At 44.0% G+C, this 21488-nt stretch carries 19 protein-coding genes; 10 read left to right on the forward strand and 9 right to left on the reverse strand.

The window, feature by feature from the left end:
* Positions 1-43: 43 nt before the first annotated feature.
* Positions 44-1933, reverse strand: coding sequence for a transglycosylase SLT domain-containing protein (locus DS891_RS14160; RefSeq protein ID WP_174170122.1), 1890 nt, complete (start codon positions 1931-1933; stop codon positions 44-46).
* Positions 1934-2213: 280 nt separating this feature from the next.
* Between DS891_RS14160 and fadB the strand changes: the two genes are divergently transcribed.
* From fadB to tusA, 3 genes are all read left to right on the forward strand, one after another.
* Positions 2214-4376: a fatty acid oxidation complex subunit alpha FadB gene (gene fadB / locus DS891_RS14165; protein WP_174170123.1), complete on the forward strand. Its 2163-nt coding sequence runs from the start codon at positions 2214-2216 to the stop codon at positions 4374-4376.
* A gap of 1 nt (position 4377) precedes the next feature.
* On the forward strand, positions 4378-5547 hold the full coding sequence (fadA, locus tag DS891_RS14170) for an acetyl-CoA C-acyltransferase FadA (RefSeq protein WP_010604167.1): 1170 nt from the start codon (positions 4378-4380) through the stop codon (positions 5545-5547).
* Between the two features lie 222 nt (positions 5548-5769).
* A complete protein-coding gene (gene tusA / locus DS891_RS14175; RefSeq protein WP_010376829.1) occupies positions 5770-6009 on the forward strand; it encodes a sulfurtransferase TusA in 240 nt (79 codons plus the stop codon).
* A gap of 68 nt (positions 6010-6077) precedes the next feature.
* Here the strand turns inward: tusA and DS891_RS14180 are convergent, their stop codons facing one another.
* The 7 genes from DS891_RS14180 to dnaA all read right to left on the reverse strand — a co-directional run bounded on the left by DS891_RS14180 (position 6078) and on the right by dnaA (position 15781).
* Positions 6078-6524, reverse strand: coding sequence for a hypothetical protein (locus DS891_RS14180; RefSeq protein ID WP_010604165.1), 447 nt, complete (start codon positions 6522-6524; stop codon positions 6078-6080).
* A gap of 71 nt (positions 6525-6595) precedes the next feature.
* Complete coding sequence (glyS, locus tag DS891_RS14185) at positions 6596-8665, reverse strand: glycine--tRNA ligase subunit beta (RefSeq protein WP_174170124.1); 2070 nt, start codon at positions 8663-8665, stop codon at positions 6596-6598.
* A complete protein-coding gene (glyQ, locus tag DS891_RS14190; protein ID WP_010376835.1) occupies positions 8665-9567 on the reverse strand; it encodes a glycine--tRNA ligase subunit alpha in 903 nt (300 codons plus the stop codon). Before glyQ ends, glyS begins: the two co-directional genes overlap by 1 nt.
* A 176-nt stretch (positions 9568-9743) precedes the next feature.
* The gene (gene gyrB, locus DS891_RS14195; protein WP_017218527.1) at positions 9744-12161 is read right to left on the reverse strand and encodes a DNA topoisomerase (ATP-hydrolyzing) subunit B; all 2418 of its coding nucleotides are present in this window, start codon (positions 12159-12161) and stop codon (positions 9744-9746) included.
* Positions 12162-12173: 12 nt separating this feature from the next.
* Entirely contained in the window at positions 12174-13262 is a 1089-nt protein-coding gene (recF, locus tag DS891_RS14200) for a DNA replication/repair protein RecF (protein WP_174170125.1), read from the reverse strand.
* A 4-nt stretch (positions 13263-13266) separates the two neighbouring features.
* On the reverse strand, positions 13267-14370 hold the full coding sequence (gene dnaN, locus DS891_RS14205) for a DNA polymerase III subunit beta (RefSeq protein WP_010376842.1): 1104 nt from the start codon (positions 14368-14370) through the stop codon (positions 13267-13269).
* A 10-nt stretch (positions 14371-14380) separates the two neighbouring features.
* Positions 14381-15781 (reverse strand): chromosomal replication initiator protein DnaA, encoded by a 1401-nt coding sequence (dnaA, locus tag DS891_RS14210; RefSeq protein WP_029215734.1) that lies wholly within the window; start codon positions 15779-15781, stop codon positions 14381-14383.
* A 607-nt stretch (positions 15782-16388) separates the two neighbouring features.
* On the opposite strand from dnaA, the gene rpmH reads away from it, so the two are divergent.
* From rpmH to yidC, 4 genes are all read left to right on the forward strand, one after another.
* Positions 16389-16523 (forward strand): 50S ribosomal protein L34, encoded by a 135-nt coding sequence (gene rpmH, locus DS891_RS14215; protein ID WP_010604159.1) that lies wholly within the window; start codon positions 16389-16391, stop codon positions 16521-16523.
* 6 nt (positions 16524-16529) lie between these two features.
* Entirely contained in the window at positions 16530-16964 is a 435-nt protein-coding gene (gene rnpA, locus DS891_RS14220) for a ribonuclease P protein component (RefSeq protein ID WP_010376847.1), read from the forward strand.
* Between the two features lie 173 nt (positions 16965-17137).
* On the forward strand, positions 17138-17440 hold the full coding sequence (gene yidD, locus DS891_RS14225) for a membrane protein insertion efficiency factor YidD (protein ID WP_010604158.1): 303 nt from the start codon (positions 17138-17140) through the stop codon (positions 17438-17440).
* Positions 17441-17448: 8 nt separating this feature from the next.
* Positions 17449-19083, forward strand: coding sequence for a membrane protein insertase YidC (gene yidC, locus DS891_RS14230; protein ID WP_174170126.1), 1635 nt, complete (start codon positions 17449-17451; stop codon positions 19081-19083).
* A gap of 76 nt (positions 19084-19159) precedes the next feature.
* On the opposite strand, the gene DS891_RS14235 is transcribed toward yidC, so the two are convergent.
* Positions 19160-19375, reverse strand: a complete 216-nt coding sequence (locus tag DS891_RS14235) for a DUF1496 domain-containing protein (protein WP_102057828.1) — start codon at positions 19373-19375, stop codon at positions 19160-19162.
* A 228-nt stretch (positions 19376-19603) separates the two neighbouring features.
* Between DS891_RS14235 and DS891_RS14240 the strand changes: the two genes are divergently transcribed.
* The 3 genes from DS891_RS14240 to DS891_RS14250 are packed head-to-tail and all read left to right on the forward strand — an operon-like array spanning position 19604 to position 21488.
* Positions 19604-20275, forward strand: a complete 672-nt coding sequence (locus tag DS891_RS14240; protein ID WP_102057827.1) for a cytochrome c biogenesis protein CcdA — start codon at positions 19604-19606, stop codon at positions 20273-20275.
* A 17-nt stretch (positions 20276-20292) separates the two neighbouring features.
* Positions 20293-20751 (forward strand): TlpA disulfide reductase family protein, encoded by a 459-nt coding sequence (locus tag DS891_RS14245; protein ID WP_174170127.1) that lies wholly within the window; start codon positions 20293-20295, stop codon positions 20749-20751.
* Positions 20751-21488, forward strand: a complete 738-nt coding sequence (locus DS891_RS14250; RefSeq protein WP_174170128.1) for a hypothetical protein — start codon at positions 20751-20753, stop codon at positions 21486-21488. The genes DS891_RS14245 and DS891_RS14250 overlap by 1 nt, the downstream gene beginning before the upstream one ends.

A 21488-nucleotide genomic window follows, 5' to 3' on the forward strand; every position in this document is an offset into this window, starting at 1 on the left:
ACCTAAAAACGACGAACTGAGTCTAAGCACCAGCCATGTGCGGTTATTTCACAATTTTCATATCCAAGATACTTGCCAATATGTTGCCACCACGACCAAGGCGGGTATGGTAAACCTGTCTATATGCCATCACATTTTTCACGTAGTCACGTGTTTCTCGGTATGGGATCAGCTCAATCCAAAGCTCAGCAGGCATGGCCTCTGACGGCAGCCAACGCTTAATTCTATGATAGCCTGCGTTGTACGATGCCGTCGCCAAAATCTCATTTCCAGCATTTTTACGCTTCAAATACTCTAAATAACTGGTCCCCAAACGAATGTTTGTGGCCGGATGATAGAGGCGATTTTTTGCCACGCGCTTGCGGTTATTAACGTATTTGGCGGTGCTTGGCAGCAGCTGCATTAAACCGTGAGCATCCGCACTCGAGCGTGCATCCGGTGCGAAAGAGCTTTCCCGGCGAGCAATCGCAATGCTCCATGCGATATCGACTCGATTACGCTCACTATATTTAGTGAACAGCTCTTTAAACGCCATCGGGAAACGTAAATCAACGTAATCCCAAGCTTTGATCTGTGCAAGAGTAAAAATAGTGCTGTCGTACCAATCAAACTCAGCAGCCAATATGGATGCTGCAAGCTTTTCCTCTTTGCTTGAGGTGTTAGTAAGGTAGTTCCACTCTCGGCGTGCTTGAGTATACCTTTCCAGCTCGTATAAAGCCTTTGCTCGCTTAAAACCAGGCGCATGAGATACTCGTTCGACAATGCTGGGGTCAACATTTAACGGCTCTTCATTCAGTGAGACTGGTAATCCTAAACGCGCAGCAGCCAAAAAACCGTAGTAATCACGCTCTTGCGCTAATTGCTGCCAAATCTCGTTAGCCTTAGCTAACTCGTCACGCTTCGCGAGGCTATATGCAAGCCAGTATTGTTGACCATTGCTTAGTTGCTCGTGACCCACGAATAAGGCCGAAATCCCTTCCCAATCTTGCTCTTTCAGCATGTTACTCATCAGCCACTGTAGTAGCTTTCTGTCCTGCAACGATTTGGGCACTTTATTAAGCCAAAACCGTGCGTCTTCATGCCCTTTAGACGCAAGCGCTAGAGCGAAACGATAAGCAACACTATCCTTTTGCCGCTGAGTAAAGGTAAACATATCCTGCATCTTCTGCCAGGCACGCAGCGCTAAATCAGGATCGCGCCAAACGAGGCGTCTTATACCATATACCGCAATTTCGGCTTCTTTTTCGGTGCGTTTACTAAACCGATAAAGCCCAGCAGCGGCACTCGGATCTTGGCGAACCTTTTTATATAGCTCGGCAAGGTATGCCTCATTTTTTGGTAACAGCTTCTCAAGATAGTCTAGCAGTGACGTTTGACCAGATTGCGCAGCATTAGAAATTCGCTGCCAGACTAGCTCAGGCGTTCTATACCCCGCTTTTTGCCATTGGTTAAAAAGACCATCACAAGCTCTGGGCTGAGACTTTCCCACCGTCCAAATATCGGCTACCTGATCAAGAATGGCTTTTTTCGGTGCACCCAAGTCCAACTGATACACCAAATACGTACACTTGAGTTCAACATCACTGGTTTCACGATAGAACTCTATGAATCGTGCTTTCTTTTTATACCGCTTTAAATAATCGAGCCAAGCTGAACGTACAGGCCATTCTAATGGGGTGTGTTCGTATACCGTTAAAAAGTGCTGAATTTCCTGCTGGTACTTGAGTTTAGGGTGACGCTTGTAAAATGCCATTTCAACGTATGGCTTAAGTGGATGATCGAGCTGCGCTGTTGCAGCTTTAAAATTATTATAATTACCAGACCAAGCGACACGCTCAGCCTCTTTAAATTCGTCGTGAGTGCTATCGGCTGCACAGAGCCAGCTCACCATACATAAGCTGCCTGCAGCTAAGCGGGGTAACCAATATGTCATGCAAACCCTTTTTTATCTGCCAAAAGAATACACACCTAAATTGAAATACAGCCAAATTATGCTTATCTAAAGATGGCGCTGAAGACCAAAACTCGGCTTGTCACTTGCGAGCATGCTCATAAATGACACTAAATGCGAGGTGCGTTAAGCCACCATAGCAAACCGACTCAGGTATTTCAGTAAATGTGCGGTAAATTTTTCATTGCAATTTGCCGCCAAAGGATCCACACTGATTGAAATTACAACTCATCGTACCAGTGTAAAGCACGGGAGAACATGTATGTTAATCAAACGCGAGTCCTTTGTAGTTGATTTTTGCAAAGGCAATATCGCTGAGTTTAAGTTTTGCCTACCAGGCTCAGTAAACAAACTATCTCAGCAAGTACTAAAGGAAAGCCACGAAGCACTTATCGAATTGAGCCAGCGCGACGACATCGACGGCTTAATTTTTACCAGCGATAAAGACCACTTTATTGTTGGCGCTGATATTTTTGAATTCCTTCCGACTTTCCAACGCCCAGAAGAAGAACTTGTTGGTTGGATTAAAACCGCAACCGATGTCTTCGACGCAATAGAAGATTTACCTTTCCCTACACTATCGGCAGTAAATGGCCTTGCGCTTGGCGGTGGTTGCGAGTGGTTGCTCGCCACGGATTACCGTATTGCAACTGACAACGCAAAAATTGGCCTACCAGAAGTTAAGCTTGGCATTATGCCGGGCTTTGGTGGTACCGTAAGACTTCCTCGCTTAATCGGCGCTGACAACGCAATGACGTGGATAACCACAGGTCAAGAAAACCGAGCGAATGACGCACTAAAAGTGGGTGCGGTTGACGGTGTAGTACCTGCTGACAAACTTATGGCTGCCGCTATTCGTACCTTGGAGCAAGCCATTGCAGGTAAATTAGATTGGCGCGCGAAACGCCAAATCAAGCTTGACCCATTGAAGATGAATCGTGTTGAGCAAGGTATGAGCTTTGGTATGGCCGAAGGCTTAGTCATGGCAAAAACCAAAGGTCATTACCCAGCACCAATGATGGCGGTACAAACGCTTAAAGCGGCAGCAAACCTTAGTCGCAGCGAAGCGATGGCACTCGAAAACCAAAACTTTGCTAAGCTTGCCAAAACGGCAGAAGCCGCAGCGCAAACCGGTATTTTCTTAGCGGATCAATACATCAAAACGGTTGCCAAGAAACAAGCAAAACAAAGTAAAACAGAGATCAAACAAGCAGCGGTACTTGGTGCTGGTATTATGGGTGGCGGTATCGCTTACCAATCGGCCTACAAAGGTACGCCAATTGTCATGAAAGACATCCAGCAAGGTGCCCTAGACCTTGGTATGGGTGAGGCTGCAAAACTACTTGGTAAAAAAGTACAGCGCGGCCACATGTCAATGGACAAGATGGTTGCCACTTTAGGTAAAATCAAAGCAACGCTCAACGATCACGATCTACAAGGCTCAGACATCATCGTAGAAGCCGTTGTTGAAAACCCTAAAGTCAAGAAAACGGTATTGGCGAGTTTAGAGTCGCAATTACCAGAAGGTACGATCCTGACTTCAAACACATCAACTATTCGTATTGATGAGTTAGCCACGGCACTTGAGAAGCCAGAAAACTTCTGTGGTATGCACTTCTTTAACCCAGTGCCAAAAATGCCATTGGTAGAAATCATTCGTGGCGAGCAAACATCGGATGAAACCGTTGCTGCAGTGGTAGATTATGCCTTAAAGCTTGGCAAGTCTCCTATCGTTGTTAACGATTGCCCAGGTTTCTTCGTGAACCGTGTTCTATTCCCTTACTTTGCAGGCTTCAGCCAACTTGTTGTAGAAGGTGCTGACTTCGCAAAAGTAGATAAGGTTATGGAAAATGTCTTCGGCTGGCCAATGGGTCCAGCGTACCTACTAGACGTAGTGGGTATCGATACGGCAAACCATTGTACTGGTGTAATGGCTGATGGCTTCCCTACTCGCATGGCACGTAAAGACAAAGACCCTGTCGCAGTACTTGCGGGGGCTGAGCGCTTTGGTCAGAAGAACCAAAAAGGCTTCTACCAATACGCACCAGATCGCAAAGGTCGTTTGAAGAAGAGTAAAGACGACAGCGCGCTTGAGCTGCTGAGCGGTATTTGTGACGCACCAACTGAATTTGATAAACAAACGATTATTGAGCGTTGTATGGTGCCAATGATCAATGAAGTGTTACTGTGTCTGCAAGAAAACATTGTTGCTTCACCGCAAGAAGCAGACATGGCACTGATCTACGGTATCGGCTTCCCTCCATTCAGAGGTGGTGCATTCCGCTATCTAGACCAAATCGGCCTCGCAAACTTTGTAGCTATGGCTGATAAGTACGCTCATCTTGGTGAAATTTATCGAGTTTCTGAGCAAACTAGACAGTGGGCAGATGAAGGTAAAGTGTTCTATCAAGTGGAGGGCCAGTAACATGGAAAACGCGGTAATCGTAGATTGTATTCGTACCCCAATGGGCCGTTCAAAAGGCGGTGTATTTAAGCATAAACGTGCCGAAGACCTCAGCGCACACTTGATGAAAGGCCTACTTGAGCGTAACCCTCAAGTAGCACCAGACTCAATTGATGATATTTACTGGGGCTGTGTACAGCAAACTTTAGAGCAAGGCTTTAACGTTGGTCGTAATGCTGCACTCTTAGCTGGCATTCCTCACACCGTACCGGCGGTAACCGTGAACCGCCTATGCGGTTCGTCAATGCAGGCATTGCATGACGCAGCTCGCGCTATCATGACAGGTGCTGGTGACACTTACCTTATCGGTGGTGTTGAGCACATGGGTCACGTACCAATGACACATGGTAATGACTTTCACCCAGGCCTTGCGACATCAGTTGCGCAAGCTGCTGGCGTGATGGGGTTAACAGCTGAGTACTTAGCGCTAATGCATGGTATCAGTCGTGAGCAGCAAGATGAATTTGCCGTACGTTCACACCAGCGCGCACATGCCGCAACCCTTGAAGGGCGTTTTGCAAAAGAAATCCTGCCAATGGAAGGTCATGATGCCGATGGTACACCTGTACTTGTCGAGCATGACGAAGTTATCCGCCCTGAGACAAGCCTAGAAGGTCTAGGACAGCTACGTCCTGTATTTAACCCAGCATCGGGTACGGTAACTGCAGGTACCTCTTCAGCGCTTTCTGACGGTGCTTCAGCTATGTTGGTCATGAGCGAGTCTAAAGCAAGAGAACTCGGTCTTCCAATTCGTGCTCGTGTTAAGTCAATGGCAGTCGCAGGTTGCGATCCTTCCATCATGGGTTATGGTCCAGTTCCAGCATCACAAAAAGCCTTGAAGCAGGCGGGCATTACTATCGATGATATTGATGTTGCTGAACTAAACGAAGCCTTTGCAGCACAATCACTACCAGTGCTAAAAGATCTAGGTCTACTAGACAAAGTAGATGAGAAAGTGAACCTCAACGGTGGTGCAATTGCACTCGGTCACCCACTTGGTTGCTCAGGCTCACGTATTAGCACAACGCTTATCAATCTAATGGAAGAGAAAGACGCGAAGTATGGTCTTGCAACTATGTGTATTGGTTTAGGCCAAGGTATCGCTACCGTATTCGAGCGCGTAGATAACTAATTCCAACCAGCTGGTACTGGGCTTTTATAAGACAATACCAGCACACAACTTCAACTTGGTGACCAAGGCAAAACGGCACAGCTGTTTTGCCTTTTTTATTACCCGCATTTACCTCACCTCGGTTGGCTAAGACTTGAGTTATCCAAACTTGAGCTTACTTACAACATGCGGTTAAAATAGCAGTTTTCGTCACTAACAACGTAACTAACAAGGCCACCCACAATGAGTTTTGATAATACCGACCACACCTTAGATGCAGTAGGCTTACGTTGTCCGGAGCCGGTAATGATGATTAGAGGCATGGTGAGACGGATGAACTTAGGTGAGACGTTGTTAGTTATCGCAGATGATCCATCAACGACACGGGACATTCCGAGCTTCTGTGAATTTATGGATCACACTTTGGTTGCCAAAGCAGTGGCCGAATCTCCTTACAAATATGTGATTAAGAAAGGTCAGTGATCTCCTCTTTAACACACTGTTTGAACTCATGAGTCATAGACAATAAAAAAGCGGCTGATGCCGCTTTTTTAAGATTTTACAATCACCACCTTTGGTGAGCGAGGATTACGATAATCTAAGCGGATTTCGTACCAACCTTTTTTACTTGGCTTAAAGCTAAAGTAGTTATACACCGTGTTACAATCCGCAACCAGCGGTTGTCCTAGCGTTAACTGCCCTTCACTCTTATAGCCACAGTTGTAGCCTTCACTCCACTGCTCATCAGCAATTTTAAATTCATACACTTTACCTGGGCTCATGAATCTTGCTTTTGTTGCGTAGATCCCCGGTTGTGTTTCTTCAAAGCGATACTGAGGTTCGGCATCCCACAGAGTGAAGTCACCGCGTAAATACATTGTCTTATCCAACTCACCAGCAACTACCGGTGAAGTTGACGTTGTTGGCAATTGAAAGTTACTACTACAAGCGGTAAGTGCTAATAGCGCAATCGCCATTGCCCCTTGTTTTTTAATCATAGCTAGACTGCCTTTTACTTGCTTTTACCAATCAGCAAAAAGCCAGCAATTGCTGGCTTTTGTATCAGCAATTAGTTTTGTAACACTGAAATATCTGCAGTATTAAGGAATAACTTACTTAACTGACCAAGTAGCGCTAAACGATTGGCTTTAACCGCTTCATCGTCCGCCATTACCATAACATTATCAAAGAAGTTATCTACTGCTTCACGTAAACTTGCTAAACGCGTCAGTGCAGTTTGATAATCACCTTCAGCGTAAACAGGTGCAAGCTCAGCAGTTAACGCAGCAACTTGTGCAGCCAATGTTTGCTCAGCTTCTTCTTGCAGGAGTGAACTCTCCACCGCAGCTTCTGACGCGACGTTATTCTTCGCTAAAATGTTGTTTACACGCTTATTGGCAGCAGCTAACGCTTCAGCTTCCGCCAACGTTCTAAAGTGACTAACCGCTTTTACTCGGCGATCAAAATCAACTGGGCTCGTTGGACGTCTTGCAAGTACTGCTTGGATCACATCCACGCTGATACCTTCATCTTGGTACCAGGCACGGAAACGACCTAACATAAACTCAACCACTTCATCGGCAACATTTGCATTGCTTAGCTTATCACCGAATAACGTCATTGCTTTGGCAACGATATCCTGAATGTCTAATGGTAGTTCTTTTTCTACCATGATACGCAATGCGCCGATGGCAGCACGACGAAGTGCAAACGGGTCTTTATCGCCTTTTGGTGTCTGGCCGATACCAAAAATGCCAACCAAAGTATCAAACTTATCCGCAAGCGCCACGGCAAAACTAACTGGGTTAGACGGTAGGTTATCACCAGCAAAACGCGGCATATATTGCTCATTTTGTGCTAATGCGACTTCTTCCGCTTCACCATCAATACGCGCGTAATGCATACCCATCACGCCCTGAACGTCAGTAAATTCCATGACCATTTCAGTCATTAGGTCCGTTTTACTTAGTAAACCTGCACGCTCTGCTAGCGCCTTATCAGCACCAAGCTGCTCCGCAATAAAACCTGCGAGTGCCGAGATACGCTCTGACTTGTCTTTTAGTGTGCCAAGCTGCTTCTGAAATAACACTGAATCAAGTGACTCAAGACGGCTTTCCAGCGTTTTCTTCTTATCCGTTTCAAAGAAGAACTGAGCATCTGCCAGACGCGGGCGAACCACTTTCTCGTTACCCGAGATCACCACACTTGGGTCTTTACTTTCAATGTTAGAAACAAACAAGAACTTGTTGATCAAGTTGCCTTGCTTATCTAACAGTGGAAAGTACTTTTGGTCGTCTTTCATGGTGTAGATAAGTGCTTCATCTGGCACTTGCAAGAAGGCTTCTTCAAAAGAAGCAACTAAAGTGACTGGCCACTCGACTAGCGATGTAACTTCTTCAAGAAGGTCTTCATCCATCGCGACTTGCGCGCCGAGCTTTTCAGCTTCAGCTTCAATTTGGCCTCGAATTAACGCTTTACGTGCTTCGTAATCCGCAATAACGTATGCACCTTTTAGCACTGCATGACTATCATCCGCATGTTCAACACGAACACGCTCAGGGTGATGGAAGCGATGTCCTTGCAGCTCATTGCTGATAGCTTTACCTAGCACTTCACCTTCAACTTGTTGACTACCAAGTAGTGCCGCTACGGTATGTACTGGACGGATAAATTGCGTCTTGTTCGCACCCCAGCGCATCGGCTTTGGAATAGGTAACTTAGCCAGTGCTTTGTTGATCACATCGCTTAGTAACGCTAAGGTCTGTTGCCCCTCTACTTTCGCTTTGTGTAGCAGCCAAGTACCCTTGTCAGTTTCTAAACGCTCAGCATCATTAATATCAATACCACAACCACGCGCCCAACCTAGCGCCGCTTTAGTCGCGTTACCATCGGCGTCAAATGCTGCCTGAATAGCTGGACCACGTTTTTCGACCACTTTGTCGGCTTGTTGCGTTTGTAATGCTTTAACTTGAATACCTAAGCGACGAGGTGATGCATACCAACTCACGCCTTCATGGCTAAGCTCTAATGCTTCAAGTTCTTGCCTAGTATTTTCTGCGAATGACTCAGCAAGGTTGCGTAACGCCTTTGGTGGTAACTCTTCGGTACCAATTTCTACGAGTAAGTTTTCAATCGACATTATTTATCCTTACAAAGCGGGAAGCCAAGTGCTTCACGTGCGTCATAGTAAGCCTGTGCACAGGCTTTTGATAAAGCACGAACTCTTAATATATAGCGCTGACGCTCAGTTACTGAGATAGCATGACGTGCGTCTAACAGGTTAAATGCATGAGATGCCTTCATTACCTGCTCATAAGCTGGCAATGGAAGCCCTGCTTCGATTAGCTTTTCACTTTCTTTTTCACACTGGTCAAACTGCTTGAATAATGCCTCTACATCCGCATATTCAAAGTTATATGTCGACTGTTCGATCTCGTTTTGCATGAACACGTCACCATAAGTTACGCGCCCCATCGGACCATCTGTCCAAACGAGATCATAAATGCTGTCTACACCTTGTATATACATCGCAAGGCGCTCTAAACCATAAGTAATTTCACCCGTTACCGGTGAGCATTCAATACCGCCAACTTGCTGGAAGTAAGTAAACTGAGTCACTTCCATGCCATTCAACCATACTTCCCAACCTAATCCCCAAGCACCTAGCGTTGGTGACTCCCAGTTATCTTCAACAAAGCGCACTTCGTGCGTTAATGTATCAATGCCCAACGCTTCTAGAGAGCCTAGGTAGAGCTCCTGAATATTCTCAGGCGATGGCTTCAAAACAACTTGGAATTGGTAGTAATGCTGAAGACGGTTAGGGTTTTCACCATAGCGACCATCCGTCGGGCGGCGACAAGGTTGTACGTATGCGCTCGACATTGGCTCAGGACCAATGGACTTAAGGAAGGTCATCGGGTGGAATGTACCCGCACCAACTTCCATATCTAAAGGTTGAGCTACAACACAGCCTTGCTGCGCCCAGTAATCCTGTAAAGCCAGGATCAAACCTTGGAAGGTTTTGATATCGTATTTTTGCATAGTTGGCTTATTTTTATCTGGTACTTATCGTATGTAAACGCCTGCAGTAATTTGGCGCTTACGCTAGATTCAATGATTGAAAATTATGCTCAGTATACCGCGAGCGCAGGAGGGTTTTAAGCTTTAAAGCATAAAAAAAGGAGGGAAAATCCCTCCTTTTTACTAGATGTTTGAGTTTACACGTCTAAGTTAACAACTCTCAGTGCATTTGTTTCGATAAACTCTCGACGAGGTTCAACTTGGTCACCCATCAAGGTTGCAAACAATTGGTCTGCAGCAATGGCATCTTCAATAGTCACACGTAGCATACGGCGAGCATCTGGATCCATCGTTGTTTCCCAAAGTTGGTCAGGGTTCATCTCACCCAATCCTTTATAGCGTTGTGTATACAAGCCACGCTTAGACTCTGAGATAAGCCATTCAAGACCAGCCTCAAAATATTCGATTGCTTGTGTCTTCTCACCACGCTGTACATAACCGCCTTCGCTGATCAAACTACCAATCTGACGACCCGTATTCGCAATGCGAACATAATCTTTAGATGTAATAAAATCGAAGTTCAAAGTATGCGCTTTATCAACACCGTGCTGACGAATATTGATCACCGGATAATACATATGGCGCTCTTCATCAAATGCAACTTCTGCGTTGAAGATAGTGGCGTCTTCATCTTTCTTCACAAGGTCAGCAACCAAGTTTTCAGTCCACGCAGTTACCTTTGCTTCATCAGATAAGTCTGACTCGGTGAGCTCTGGATGATAAAGCAAGCGGTTCATGATTGAAGACGGGTACTTACGCTTTAAACGTTCAATAATATCTATCGTATTTTGATAATCATGCACTAAGTTTTCTAACTTGTTACCAGAAATTGGCTCAGCACCTTCTGCTGGGTATAACGCAGCATCGTTAAGTGCTAATGTCGTTAGGTATGAAGTTAGTGCATTATCATCTTTAATATAGCGCTCTTGCTTACCTTTCTTCACTTTATATAGTGGTGGCTGAGCAATATAGACATAACCGCGCTCGATGATCTCTGGCATTTGACGATAGAAGAAAGTCAGTAGCAGCGTACGGATGTGTGAACCATCCACGTCCGCATCGGTCATGATGATGATGCGGTGATATCTTAGCTTTTCAGGGTTATATTCATCACGGCCAATACCACAGCCTAATGCAGTAATTAGTGTTGCCACTTCCTGAGAAGAAAGCATCTTATCAAAGCGTGCTTTTTCTACGTTCAGGATTTTACCTTTGAGCGGCAGAATGGCTTGGTTCTTACGGTTACGACCTTGCTTAGCAGAACCACCCGCCGAGTCACCCTCCACTATATATAGTTCAGAAAGTGCAGGATCTCGTTCTTGGCAGTCAGCGAGTTTACCCGGTAGACCAGCTAAATCCATAACGCCCTTACGACGAGTCATTTCACGGGCCTTACGTGCAGCTTCACGTGCGCGCGCAGCATCAACGATTTTGTTTACAACGGTTTTTGCATCGCCTGGGTTTTCTAGCAAGAATTCCGTTAGCTTTTCAGCCATCATTTGCTCAACAGCCCCTTTCACTTCACTAGAAACGAGCTTATCTTTTGTCTGTGAAGAGAATTTAGGATCAGGAACTTTAACACTAACAACAGCGGTCAAACCTTCACGGGCATCGTCACCCGTAGCACTGGTTTTATACTTTTTATTAAAGCCTTCTTTTTCCATGTAGGTGTTAAGCGTACGCGTAAGTGCTGCACGGAAACCCGCTAAGTGAGTACCACCATCGCGTTGAGGAATGTTATTGGTAAAACAGTAGATGTTTTCTTGGAAACCATCATTCCATTGCATAGAGACTTCTACGCTAATGCCATCATCACGCTCAGTCGAAAAGTGGAAAACGCTTTGATGAACTGGCGTCTTCTTACGATTTAGATATGCAACGAATGCTTGAATACCGCCTTCGTATTTGAAGTGATCTTGTTTATTCTCTTCGCGCTCATCACTCAAAATGATGCTTACACCAGAGTTAAGGAAAGATAGTTCACGTAGACGCTTGGCTAGAATATCGTAGTGGAAATTTGTATCTGAGAACGTTTCAGCACTTGGCCAGAATCTCAATTCTGTACCAGTAGATTCCGCTTCACCGATAATACCTAGCGGCGCATCTGGAACACCCATTGTGTATTTTTGCTGATGCACTTTGCCATCACGGCGGATTGTTAATTGTAGTTTTTCAGAAAGTGCATTTACAACAGAAACACCTACACCGTGCAAACCGCCAGATACTTTATATGAGTTATCATCAAATTTACCACCGGCATGTAGTACAGTCATGATAACTTCTGCCGCAGAAACCCCTTCTTCTTCGTGAATTGAAGTTGGGATACCACGACCATTATCTCGAACAGATACAGAGCCATCGGTATGAATTGTTACGAAAATATCGTCACAATATCCTGCTAGTGCTTCGTCGATTGAGTTATCAACGACCTCAAACACCATGTGATGTAAACCAGTACCATCGTCTGTGTCACCGATATACATTCCCGGACGCTTTCTTACAGCATCCAATCCTTTAAGTACTTTAATACTCGACGAATCGTAATTTTCCGACATGGTTTCTTCCAATTATTTTGTTATTAAGCTGCCATGTTCCACGTGGAACATTTTAATTTCACGTTCCATTGGTTCAATAACGGCGGCAATACTTTCTGGAGTAATAGCAGTGATAAACAGCTGTGACTGACATTGCGCCAACAGACGCGATACCGCCACCTTAGTATCTTCACTAAGCTCCGAAGGTAAATCATCAATAAGCAGAATTGACTGCTTATTACTCTCTTGGTCAATCAAACTGTTTTGCATTACTTTAAGTGCATACAGTAATAGCTTGAGTTGACCACGAGAAAAAATATGTTCTACGCTGTTTCCTTGAGTATAAAAGTTAAAGTCAGCCTTATGCGGCCCTTTACTTGTATAGCCAAGTTTTACATCTCGCTCTAACTGACTTGTTAATACCTCAGCTAGTTCCCCCTTCCAGCCCGCTTGAAAGCGAATTTCAAGGCCTTTAAAGATAGGGCTTATATCCCCTATCTTATCAAAAAAATGCGTCTGAAACCTACCTATATAAGCCTCTCTAAACATATTTATTTGCTCAGCAAGGCGTACAAACTCCTTATCCCAATAACTTAGCTGGGATTGGAGATCTCTCGGTTTAGATTTCAATAAAGCGTTACGTTGCTTGAGCACCTGATTGAACATTTTCCATGTGGAATAAAACTGATGTTCCACGTGGAACACACCTAAATCAAGAAACTTACGACGCTCTTTTGGACCACCAAAAAACAGCTCATAGCTTTCAGGCGTAATAACTTGAACAGGTAAAACCTGCGCTAATTCTGCCACTTTCCGGCTTGCCTGCCCCTGAATTCGAAGCTTAGTTTCACCACTGGTATATTTACTAATGCCAAGCGGTATAGACAAGTTATGTAGTTGTTTTTTAGCATGAACAACGCAATGAGAAGCCTCATGCTTGATCATTAATTTTTGCAGATTGGTACGGAAAGATTTACCACTGGAGAGAAAGTAAATGGCTTCGAGCAGACTGGTTTTACCGCTACCATTTTCACCCAGAATGACATTAACGGCATTGCTAGGTGAAAGCGCCATCGCCTCAATGTTTCGAAACGCATTGAGGCTAAGGTGAGTTAAACTCATAACTCTATAAACGCATCGGCATAACTACATACATTGCATGTTCGTCACCAGCGGCTTCAATAAGCGCACTGCTGTTCGCATCAGAAAGCGTAAATTGTACATCTTCAGACTTTATTGTATTTAACACGTCTAATAAGTAAGAAACGTTAAAACCAACTTCAAGATCATCGCCTTGGTAACCTACCTCAACAATTTCTTCAGCTTGCTCCTGCTCTGGGTTATTGGCACTAATTTTTAATTGTCCATTACTCAGATTCAATCGCACGCCACGAAACTTCTCGTTAGAAAGAATAGACACACGCTGAAATGCACTACGTAGCCATTCGCGATTTGCGGTAACCAACTTGTCCCCGCCACGAGGTAATACGCGACGATAATCAGGGAATCGACCATCCACCAGCTTACTCGTGAAAGTAAATTCGCTGTCGATGATGCGCACATGATTAGCGCCAAATTGAATGGTGATAGTTTCATCATCCGCAGGCAATAAGCGCATGATCTCTTGCACGCCCTTACGAGGAATGATCAATTGACGCTGCGTTTGCAATGACTCAGGTAATTTTTGCTGCGCAATTGCCAAACGGTGACCGTCAGTGGCTACCGTTTTAATTTCATTATTATCTACTTCGAAAGACATACCATTTAAATAGTAACGTACGTCTTGGTTAGCCATAGAGAAATGCGTTGCTTCTAGCAATTTTCTAAGCTCTAAACGCGTTATGGCAAACTCAACCTCACCGTCCCACTCTTCAAGATTAGGGAAGTCTTCAGCGGCTAAGGTTGTCAAAGAAAAGCGACTTTGACCGCTAGTCAGTAGCAATTGATGCTCTTGGCTACTCAGCACTAAATCCGAGTTATCAGGCAAGCTCTTACAAATATCTAGGAGCTTTTTCGCCGGTAAAGTGATCTTGGCGTCTGGCACATTGGTTTCAAGGGCAACAGATGCAACAAGCTCTATCTCTAAATCTGTACCTGTCATATGTAACGCGCCATTTTTCACTTCTAGCAATACATTAGACAAAATAGGCAGTGTATGTTTGCGCTCAATGGCACCCGACACCTGTACCAGTGGCTTTAAAAATAGTTCTCTTGGAATCGTTATTTGCATCATTTAACCCTTAAGAAGACAGCGTTCTAATTAAGTTTTGATAATCTTCTTTTACCTCATGACTTTCATCACGAAGTGCTTTTACTTTTCTACACGCGTGTAACACGGTGGTATGGTCGCGACCACCAAATGCATCACCTATTTCTGGTAAGCTGTGGTTTGTCAGTTCTTTAGACAATGCCATGGCAACTTGTCTTGGTCTTGCAACTGAACGGCTACGACGTTTTGACAATAAGTCAGAAACACGAATTCGATAATATTCCGCCACGGTGCGCTGGATATTATCGATGGTAACGAGTTTGTCTTGTAGCGCTAATAAGTCGCGTAGCGCTTCTTTAACAAAATCGATAGAAATTGGACGACCAGTGAAGTTGGCATTAGCTATCACGCGGTTTAACGCACCTTCTAACTCTCGCACATTAGAGCGTAATTTCTTCGCAATAAAAAAGGCAACTTCGTGTGGCAAGTTAATATTACTTTGCTGCGCTTTCTTCATTAAGATAGCAACGCGAGTCTCTAATTCTGGTGGCTCAATAGCAATAGTTAACCCCCAACCAAAACGCGACTTCAGTCGGTCCTCAACCCCTTCTATTTCTTTAGGGTAACGGTCAGAAGTTAGAATAATTTGTTGGTTGCCTTCAAGCAGCGCATTAAAAGTATGGAAGAACTCTTCTTGCGAACGCTCTTTGTTTGCAAAGAATTGGATATCATCAATCATCAATGCATCAACGCTGCGGTAGTAACGCTTGAACTCTTCAATGGCATTATTCTGCAGTGCTTTAACCATGTCCTGAACAAACCGCTCTGAATGCATATAAACAATTTTTGCATCCGGTTTTTGTTCAATAATGCCATTACCTACGGCGTGTAACAGGTGCGTCTTACCCAGACCTGTACCACCATAAATAAATACGGGGTTGAATGCAGAACCTGGATTATCTGCAACTTGCGTTGCAGCGGCTTTTGCCAGCTGGTTAGATTTACCTTCCACAAAGTTATCAAAGGTGTAATTCTCTTTAATATTAGACTTATGCGAAGATTTAGGAGCTGGCTCAACTTTTTCTGCCATTTTTGGCTGAGTGCCCTGCAACATCGACGTGTTATCGGTCGCATGACCTACACTTGCGGCTTTTTCGTTAGATAAACTTGGTTGTGCAGCTAACACAGGTTTGCTACCCACATCAAAGCGCAGCTCTGGTGCTTCATCACCACAGATCTCAATCAGCAGTTCATTGATGCGGTGGAGATACTTTTCTCGTACCCAATCCAATACAAAACGATTTGGCGCATAGATAGTTAGCGTATCATCAGTACTTTCTGCCTGTAGTGGTCTTACCCACATGCTAAATTGCTGAGATGGCAATTCATCTTGCAAAACATATAAACAACTTTGCCAAACCGACAGATACACTCTGAACTCCAATAGGTTTTGATTCCCGGGAATAAGAAATAGAGCATTCAGATCTAAAAAATCAGATCTAAATGAAAGGATCGCCGGAAATACTTAGTTTTTATTACAAAATCACTGGTGGAAGCGGGGTATTATGAAGTGATCTTATCCACAAGTTCAATATTGACATTTAGAAAAAGCAAGATCTCACCCTAGCAAAAAAATAAACACATGAAATTTAAAGGTTTTTATTTTTTACCCACAAGTAAGATCATAGCAAAAAACTCACCCGATCTCACCCCAAAATTAAGATCAAATTTAGTTTTCCAGAGCTTTTCCTATTCTTACTAAATGCTATAATGCCGCCCATCGGATCAGATCTATGCAGATCGATTTCGTATTGATCCTACTTTATGTAGATCGTCTATGTTTGCTCGATAGCTTTGCCAAGTTTTGTCTATATATAAGGATAAAGAAATTCTACTGTGGATTATTTAGCCACAGAGAACAGATTTTGATTGACTTTAGACGCGCCCAGCTTTAATATCTCGCGCTCGCAATGGCACCTGTGCCAGGATCGCGACCTGCATAGGATGTTTTAACTTTTAACCGATCGGATGGAATTGTTATGAAAAGAACTTTTCAACCTAGCGTACTTAAGCGCAAGCGCTCTCACGGTTTCCGTGCTCGCATGGCGACTAAGAACGGTCGTAAAGTATTAGCACGTCGTCGTGCTAAAGGCCGTAAAGTACTTTCTGCTTAATATTTAGTGGAAGACTTTAGCTTTAGCAGGGAGTTACGTCTGTTAACTCCCTCGCATTACTCCCGCATATTTCAAGAGCCAGCTCGCGCAGCTACGCCTTATTTTACTCTACTTGCAAAACCAAATGATGTTGGTCATCCAAGACTCGGCTTAACTGTAGCTAAAAAACGCTGCAAAAAAGCATGTCAACGAAACCGTATCAAACGACTTGCTAGAGAAAGCTTTCGATTAAATCGTCATAAACTTGATAACATCGATATTGTGTTGATGGTCAAAACCGGTGTTGACGAGCAATCTAATGAAGAGCTAACTAAACAGCTCACTAAGATGTGGCGCAAAATAAATGAACGTTGTAAGCCAGGTGCACCCAAACCACCTTTTAAGCCAAAACCTCAACACAAGCGTTCAAAAAATCCTCAAGCTAACGCGAAAAAGCAATAATCTGCTTTAGCCTTTCCTTTTTACGGCGCATTTACCCTTGCTAGCATAGTAATTTTACGCCAATTAAGGTAAGGTTAGCTCACCTTTTAATCAGCTATATCAATGGAAAAATAGTCTGTTTTTTCCCACTTGGGTTGAAGCAGTAAATTGAGGAAATTGATATCTACAAAGCCATGAATTCAACTTCAGGGCGTAGCAAGATCAGAAATCAGTTCAAAGCAGTTTGTTCGCTTCCCAAGCACCTGCTTATATTGCTGATCCGCGGTTATCAACAATGGATTAGCCCCCTACTCGGGCCTCATTGTCGTTTTAACCCGACCTGTTCTAGTTATGCAATTCAAGCAATTAATTTACATGGAATTGCAAAAGGGAGTTGGTTAGCGGTTAAACGCATATTAAAATGTCACCCTTTGAGCGCAGGTGGAGATGATCCTGTACCTGTGAAGTCGACTAAAGTTAAACAACACGAGAAATAAGAGCTGTTATGGAATCGCAACGCACGTTTTTATTTATCGGTTTGTTGCTGGTTTCGTTCCTACTGTTCCAAGAGTGGACACAAGAACAAAACCCGCCACAAGCTGATACCAGTGCCGTCACACAACAAGTGGCGAACTCAACCCCAACAGAAGAGCAAGCTGATGTACCAGCATCAAGCCAATCCGATGTCCCAGTTGTAGCAACTCAGGCAACACGTTCTGTCATTAGTATCACTACCGATGTACTTTCGGTAAAAATTGATACTAAAGGCGGTGACATCGTTGAAGCCAGCTTACTACAACACGCAGAAACCCATGGCAGCGACACACCTTTCATGTTGCTTGGTGAATTTGAAGGCAAACAGTATGTTTCACAGAGTGGTTTAATTGGTTTAAACGGCCCAGATGCAAACAAAGCTGGTCGCCCAGTCTATGAGTCGGCACAACAGCAATATGAGCTTAATGGCGATACGTTACGTGTACCACTGACTTTCACTGATGAGAAAGGCGTACAGTACACAAAAACTTATGTATTTAAAGCAGGTAAATATGACGTTGACTTAGAATATCAAGTTAACAACACCACCTCATCACCTGTTCAAGTACAACTGTACACGCAAATCAAACGTACACGCCAAGATAAAGGCAGCATGGTTGATCAGACCTACTTAGGCCCAGCCTATGGTACCGCTGAAGAACCTTACGAGAAATACAGCTTCTCTGATATGGCGGATGCAAACCTGAATAAAAATACCCAAGGCGGCTACGTTGCTTTCCTACAAAAGTATTTTGTTAGTGCATGGGTGCCAGATCAGCAAACCAATAATACGATTTATACCGCGCTTAGAAATGGTAATGGTATTGTTGGTATGAAGAGCGAGCCAACCAATGTGCAAGCAAACAGCACGGCAACTATCCATGCGGTGTACTACATGGGTCCTAAAGACACAGAAGCGCTTGAAGCAATTCAAGAAGATCTAGATCTCACTGTAGACTACGGCTGGTTATGGTTTATTTCACAACCGCTACTGATACTGCTTAAGTTCCTTTACGGTATTTTAGGTAACTGGGGTCTGGCGATTATTGCTATTACTTTGATTGTGAAAACGGCGTTATACCCACTAACTAAAGCGCAATATACCTCAATGGCTAAGATGCGCATGCTACAGCCTAAAATGCAGGCACTAAAAGAGCGTTATGGCGATGACCGCCAAAAGTTCGGCCAAGCGATGATGGAAATGTACCGTAAGGAAAAAGTGAACCCAATGGGTGGCTGTTTCCCACTACTACTACAAATGCCAATCTTCCTAGCCTTGTTCTACGTATTCCTTGAATCAACAGAACTACGTCATGCTGAGTTTATGTTGTGGCTAACGGATCTATCATCAATGGACCCGTACTACGTACTACCTGTGCTATTTGGCGCAAGTATGTTCCTAACACAAAAACTACAGCCAATGACAGTTACAGACCCAATGCAACAAAAGATGATGACTTACATGCCAGTCGTGTTCTCAATCTTCTTTATTTGGTTCCCATCAGGTCTGGTACTTTACTGGTTAGTTTCAAACCTTATCTCTATCGCTCAGATGCTTATCATTTACCGTGGTATGGAGAAAAAAGGCATGAAAGTACGCGGTTAACGCTCGTACACCTTGAATAAAAAAACGCCAGCTTCACAGCTGGCGTTTTTTATTTGCGTATCATATGAAGTTGTCGTTATTGATCAATCCACTGGAGCTCACCATTTGGACCGCCGTCAACACAGACTTTCCATTTGTTATTTTGCTTTTCTACCGATCCCTTAGAATATGCCTGATCGGCATAATAACAATACTTTGTAGGGTCGTAGTCTGGTTTTACATTCTCACCACTTAGTGCTGAACCAGATACCGCAAATGCTGCAGATACAACCGCTAGTGTTAGTCTATTCATAATATCTCCCTTTACGCATAATTTTAAGTTACCTAAACTAGGTAACTTACCTTATCTTATAAACACAACGAGCAACAAGCACTTTTTCTTTTAAACTCATAACAATTAAAATATCAAATAAAAGCAAACGCTTGATAAAATTTGATAGCGATTTTATGACGATTTGATAGGTCAAATCTGGGCTATCCGTCATGCTCTTTTGCAGTTAAAAAATGCAAAGAGAAGACGATGCTTGAATCTACGTTACTACAGGCACTCTCCAGTGCCGAAACTGATTGGTGGTTAGTGCCTATTGCACTCTTAGTAGGTGTACTCACCAGCTTCACGCCCTGCGTATATCCCATACTTCCCATAACTGTTGCGACTCTTAGCCAACAACGCCATATTCGCCTTGCCCCTATTTTGTATGCGCTAGGCTTTGCAGCTGTGTACGCCGCGCTTGGATTTATTGCAGCATTAACCGGTAGCTTCTTTGGCCAAGTAGCAACAAACCCTTGGGTGCTGCTTATTTTTGCCAATCTATTACTCTACTTTGCTGCGGTATCAAAAGGCTTAATCTCGCTGCCACGCTTGCCAAATACGATTGCAACAGGCTCGCCAGCACCTCTTCTAATGGGCATGGCCAGCGCTCTTGTTGCGGCTCCCTGTACGTCTCCAATTCTAGGTGGCTTATTGCTCTTCGTTGCTAATGCCCAGCAACCTCTATTAGGAGGCGCACTGCTGTTTAGTTTTGCGCTCGGTATGAGCACCCTATTACTGCTAGCAGGGCTAAGCACGCGCTTTTTACAAAAATTACCAAGATCTGGAGCTTGGCTAAATCACATCACCACAGCAACCGCACTTATCTTAGTCGCGATGGCGCAATATTTTCTTATTCAAGCTGGCAAAAGTTGGCTATAAAACGCAAAGGAACCACCATGAAAAAAATCATTTTTTCTTCACTCTTTATGTTACTCAGCACAATGTCTGCAGCAAAGGACCATCCCGTACTGACCGCCAATACGCTTGCAAACAATACCGTAACCAGTCAAGGCAAAGTCACTTACTTGAAGTTTTGGGCAACGTGGTGCTCCTACTGTGTGGAAGAAATGCCACTGCTTGAGCAAAGCTTTCAGCAAGCCAATAACCACTATCAGGTTATCGCCGTCAATATTGGCTTCAATCAGTCGAAAAAAGGCGTGCAAACTTACCTTGATAAACATGATTACCAGTTTCCAACGGTATTTGATGGTAGTGGCAAGATAACTCAGCAGTTTCAAGTGTTAGGCACGCCACAACACATCCTCATTGATGAAAACGGCAAAGAAATCTATCGCAGCGCATTGTTTACAGATGAGCTGCAACAACATCTGAGCACACTCCAAGGAGCAAACTAATGTCATCAATTAAAGCCTTACTTATGTTCGCCGCTGTGTGTTTCAGCGTGTCTGTGCACGCCAACACGCAAGAGTATGTGTTTATTAATATTTGGGATGAATATGTACAGCCTACAACTCTACCAACGCCACTAGCACCAAGGAGATTGCTACAGCCCGATATCAATATTGATGAGGCAAGCTTAGCGCAATTTAAAACGGCCTATCCAAGCTATGCTGAGTTAGCTATTGATAAGCAAAACCAGTTGATGCAACGCTTTGCAGTAAGGCAAACACCTGTTCGTGTTATCGTTAAAGACGACAAAGTTATCAAACGAGAGTTGTTGACGACTAACAGTGCACCAAGCACAGAGAAAGAAGCACAGATCCCATTGCAAACACTCACCGGTGTGCCATTTTCGATAGCGACTATGAACAGCCAATACAGAGTGTTATTTTTCAGCGATAGCTTGTGTCCGTTTCAACATATTCCTGCCTGTGAAATGAGAATAAAGCAAAACAATCAACTCGCTGACTCGAGTGCGTATCCGGTCGTTACTGTGATTAAGCCCTTTTATGTGGAAGAACAAAGTGCTCTAGACTACCAACAACGCTTTGAGATCAAACACGATATTGTGTTCGATCACCACAACGAAGTATTTAGCCAGTTTGAGATTAGAGAGCTACCTTACTGGGTGGTACAAGATAAACACGGTGAAGTCGTTTATCGCGGTAATCAGCCACCCAACATAGACTAG

This window comes from Pseudoalteromonas sp. JC28 (assembly GCF_013319255.1).
Classification (GTDB): Bacteria; Pseudomonadota; Gammaproteobacteria; order Enterobacterales; family Alteromonadaceae; genus Pseudoalteromonas.

Coding starts and splice junctions, on each gene's coding strand:
- gyrB (WP_017218527.1), bottom strand. CDS start 12,161: ATGTCGGAAAATTACGATTCGTCGAGTATTAAAGTACTTAAAGGATTG.
- recF (WP_174170125.1), bottom strand. CDS start 13,262: ATGAGTTTAACTCACCTTAGCCTCAATGCGTTTCGAAACATTGAGGCG.
- tusA (WP_010376829.1), top strand. CDS start 5,770: ATGAGTTTTGATAATACCGACCACACCTTAGATGCAGTAGGCTTACGT.
- rpmH (WP_010604159.1), top strand. CDS start 16,389: ATGAAAAGAACTTTTCAACCTAGCGTACTTAAGCGCAAGCGCTCTCAC.
- fadA (WP_010604167.1), top strand. CDS start 4,378: ATGGAAAACGCGGTAATCGTAGATTGTATTCGTACCCCAATGGGCCGT.
- glyQ (WP_010376835.1), bottom strand. CDS start 9,567: ATGCAAAAATACGATATCAAAACCTTCCAAGGTTTGATCCTGGCTTTA.
- DS891_RS14180 (WP_010604165.1), bottom strand. CDS start 6,524: ATGATTAAAAAACAAGGGGCAATGGCGATTGCGCTATTAGCACTTACC.
- dnaN (WP_010376842.1), bottom strand. CDS start 14,370: ATGCAAATAACGATTCCAAGAGAACTATTTTTAAAGCCACTGGTACAG.
- DS891_RS14160 (WP_174170122.1), bottom strand. CDS start 1,933: ATGACATATTGGTTACCCCGCTTAGCTGCAGGCAGCTTATGTATGGTG.
- glyS (WP_174170124.1), bottom strand. CDS start 8,665: ATGTCGATTGAAAACTTACTCGTAGAAATTGGTACCGAAGAGTTACCA.
- DS891_RS14245 (WP_174170127.1), top strand. CDS start 20,293: ATGAAAAAAATCATTTTTTCTTCACTCTTTATGTTACTCAGCACAATG.
- yidC (WP_174170126.1), top strand. CDS start 17,449: ATGGAATCGCAACGCACGTTTTTATTTATCGGTTTGTTGCTGGTTTCG.
- DS891_RS14235 (WP_102057828.1), bottom strand. CDS start 19,375: ATGAATAGACTAACACTAGCGGTTGTATCTGCAGCATTTGCGGTATCT.
- yidD (WP_010604158.1), top strand. CDS start 17,138: ATGAATTCAACTTCAGGGCGTAGCAAGATCAGAAATCAGTTCAAAGCA.
- fadB (WP_174170123.1), top strand. CDS start 2,214: ATGTTAATCAAACGCGAGTCCTTTGTAGTTGATTTTTGCAAAGGCAAT.
- DS891_RS14250 (WP_174170128.1), top strand. CDS start 20,751: ATGTCATCAATTAAAGCCTTACTTATGTTCGCCGCTGTGTGTTTCAGC.
- DS891_RS14240 (WP_102057827.1), top strand. CDS start 19,604: ATGCTTGAATCTACGTTACTACAGGCACTCTCCAGTGCCGAAACTGAT.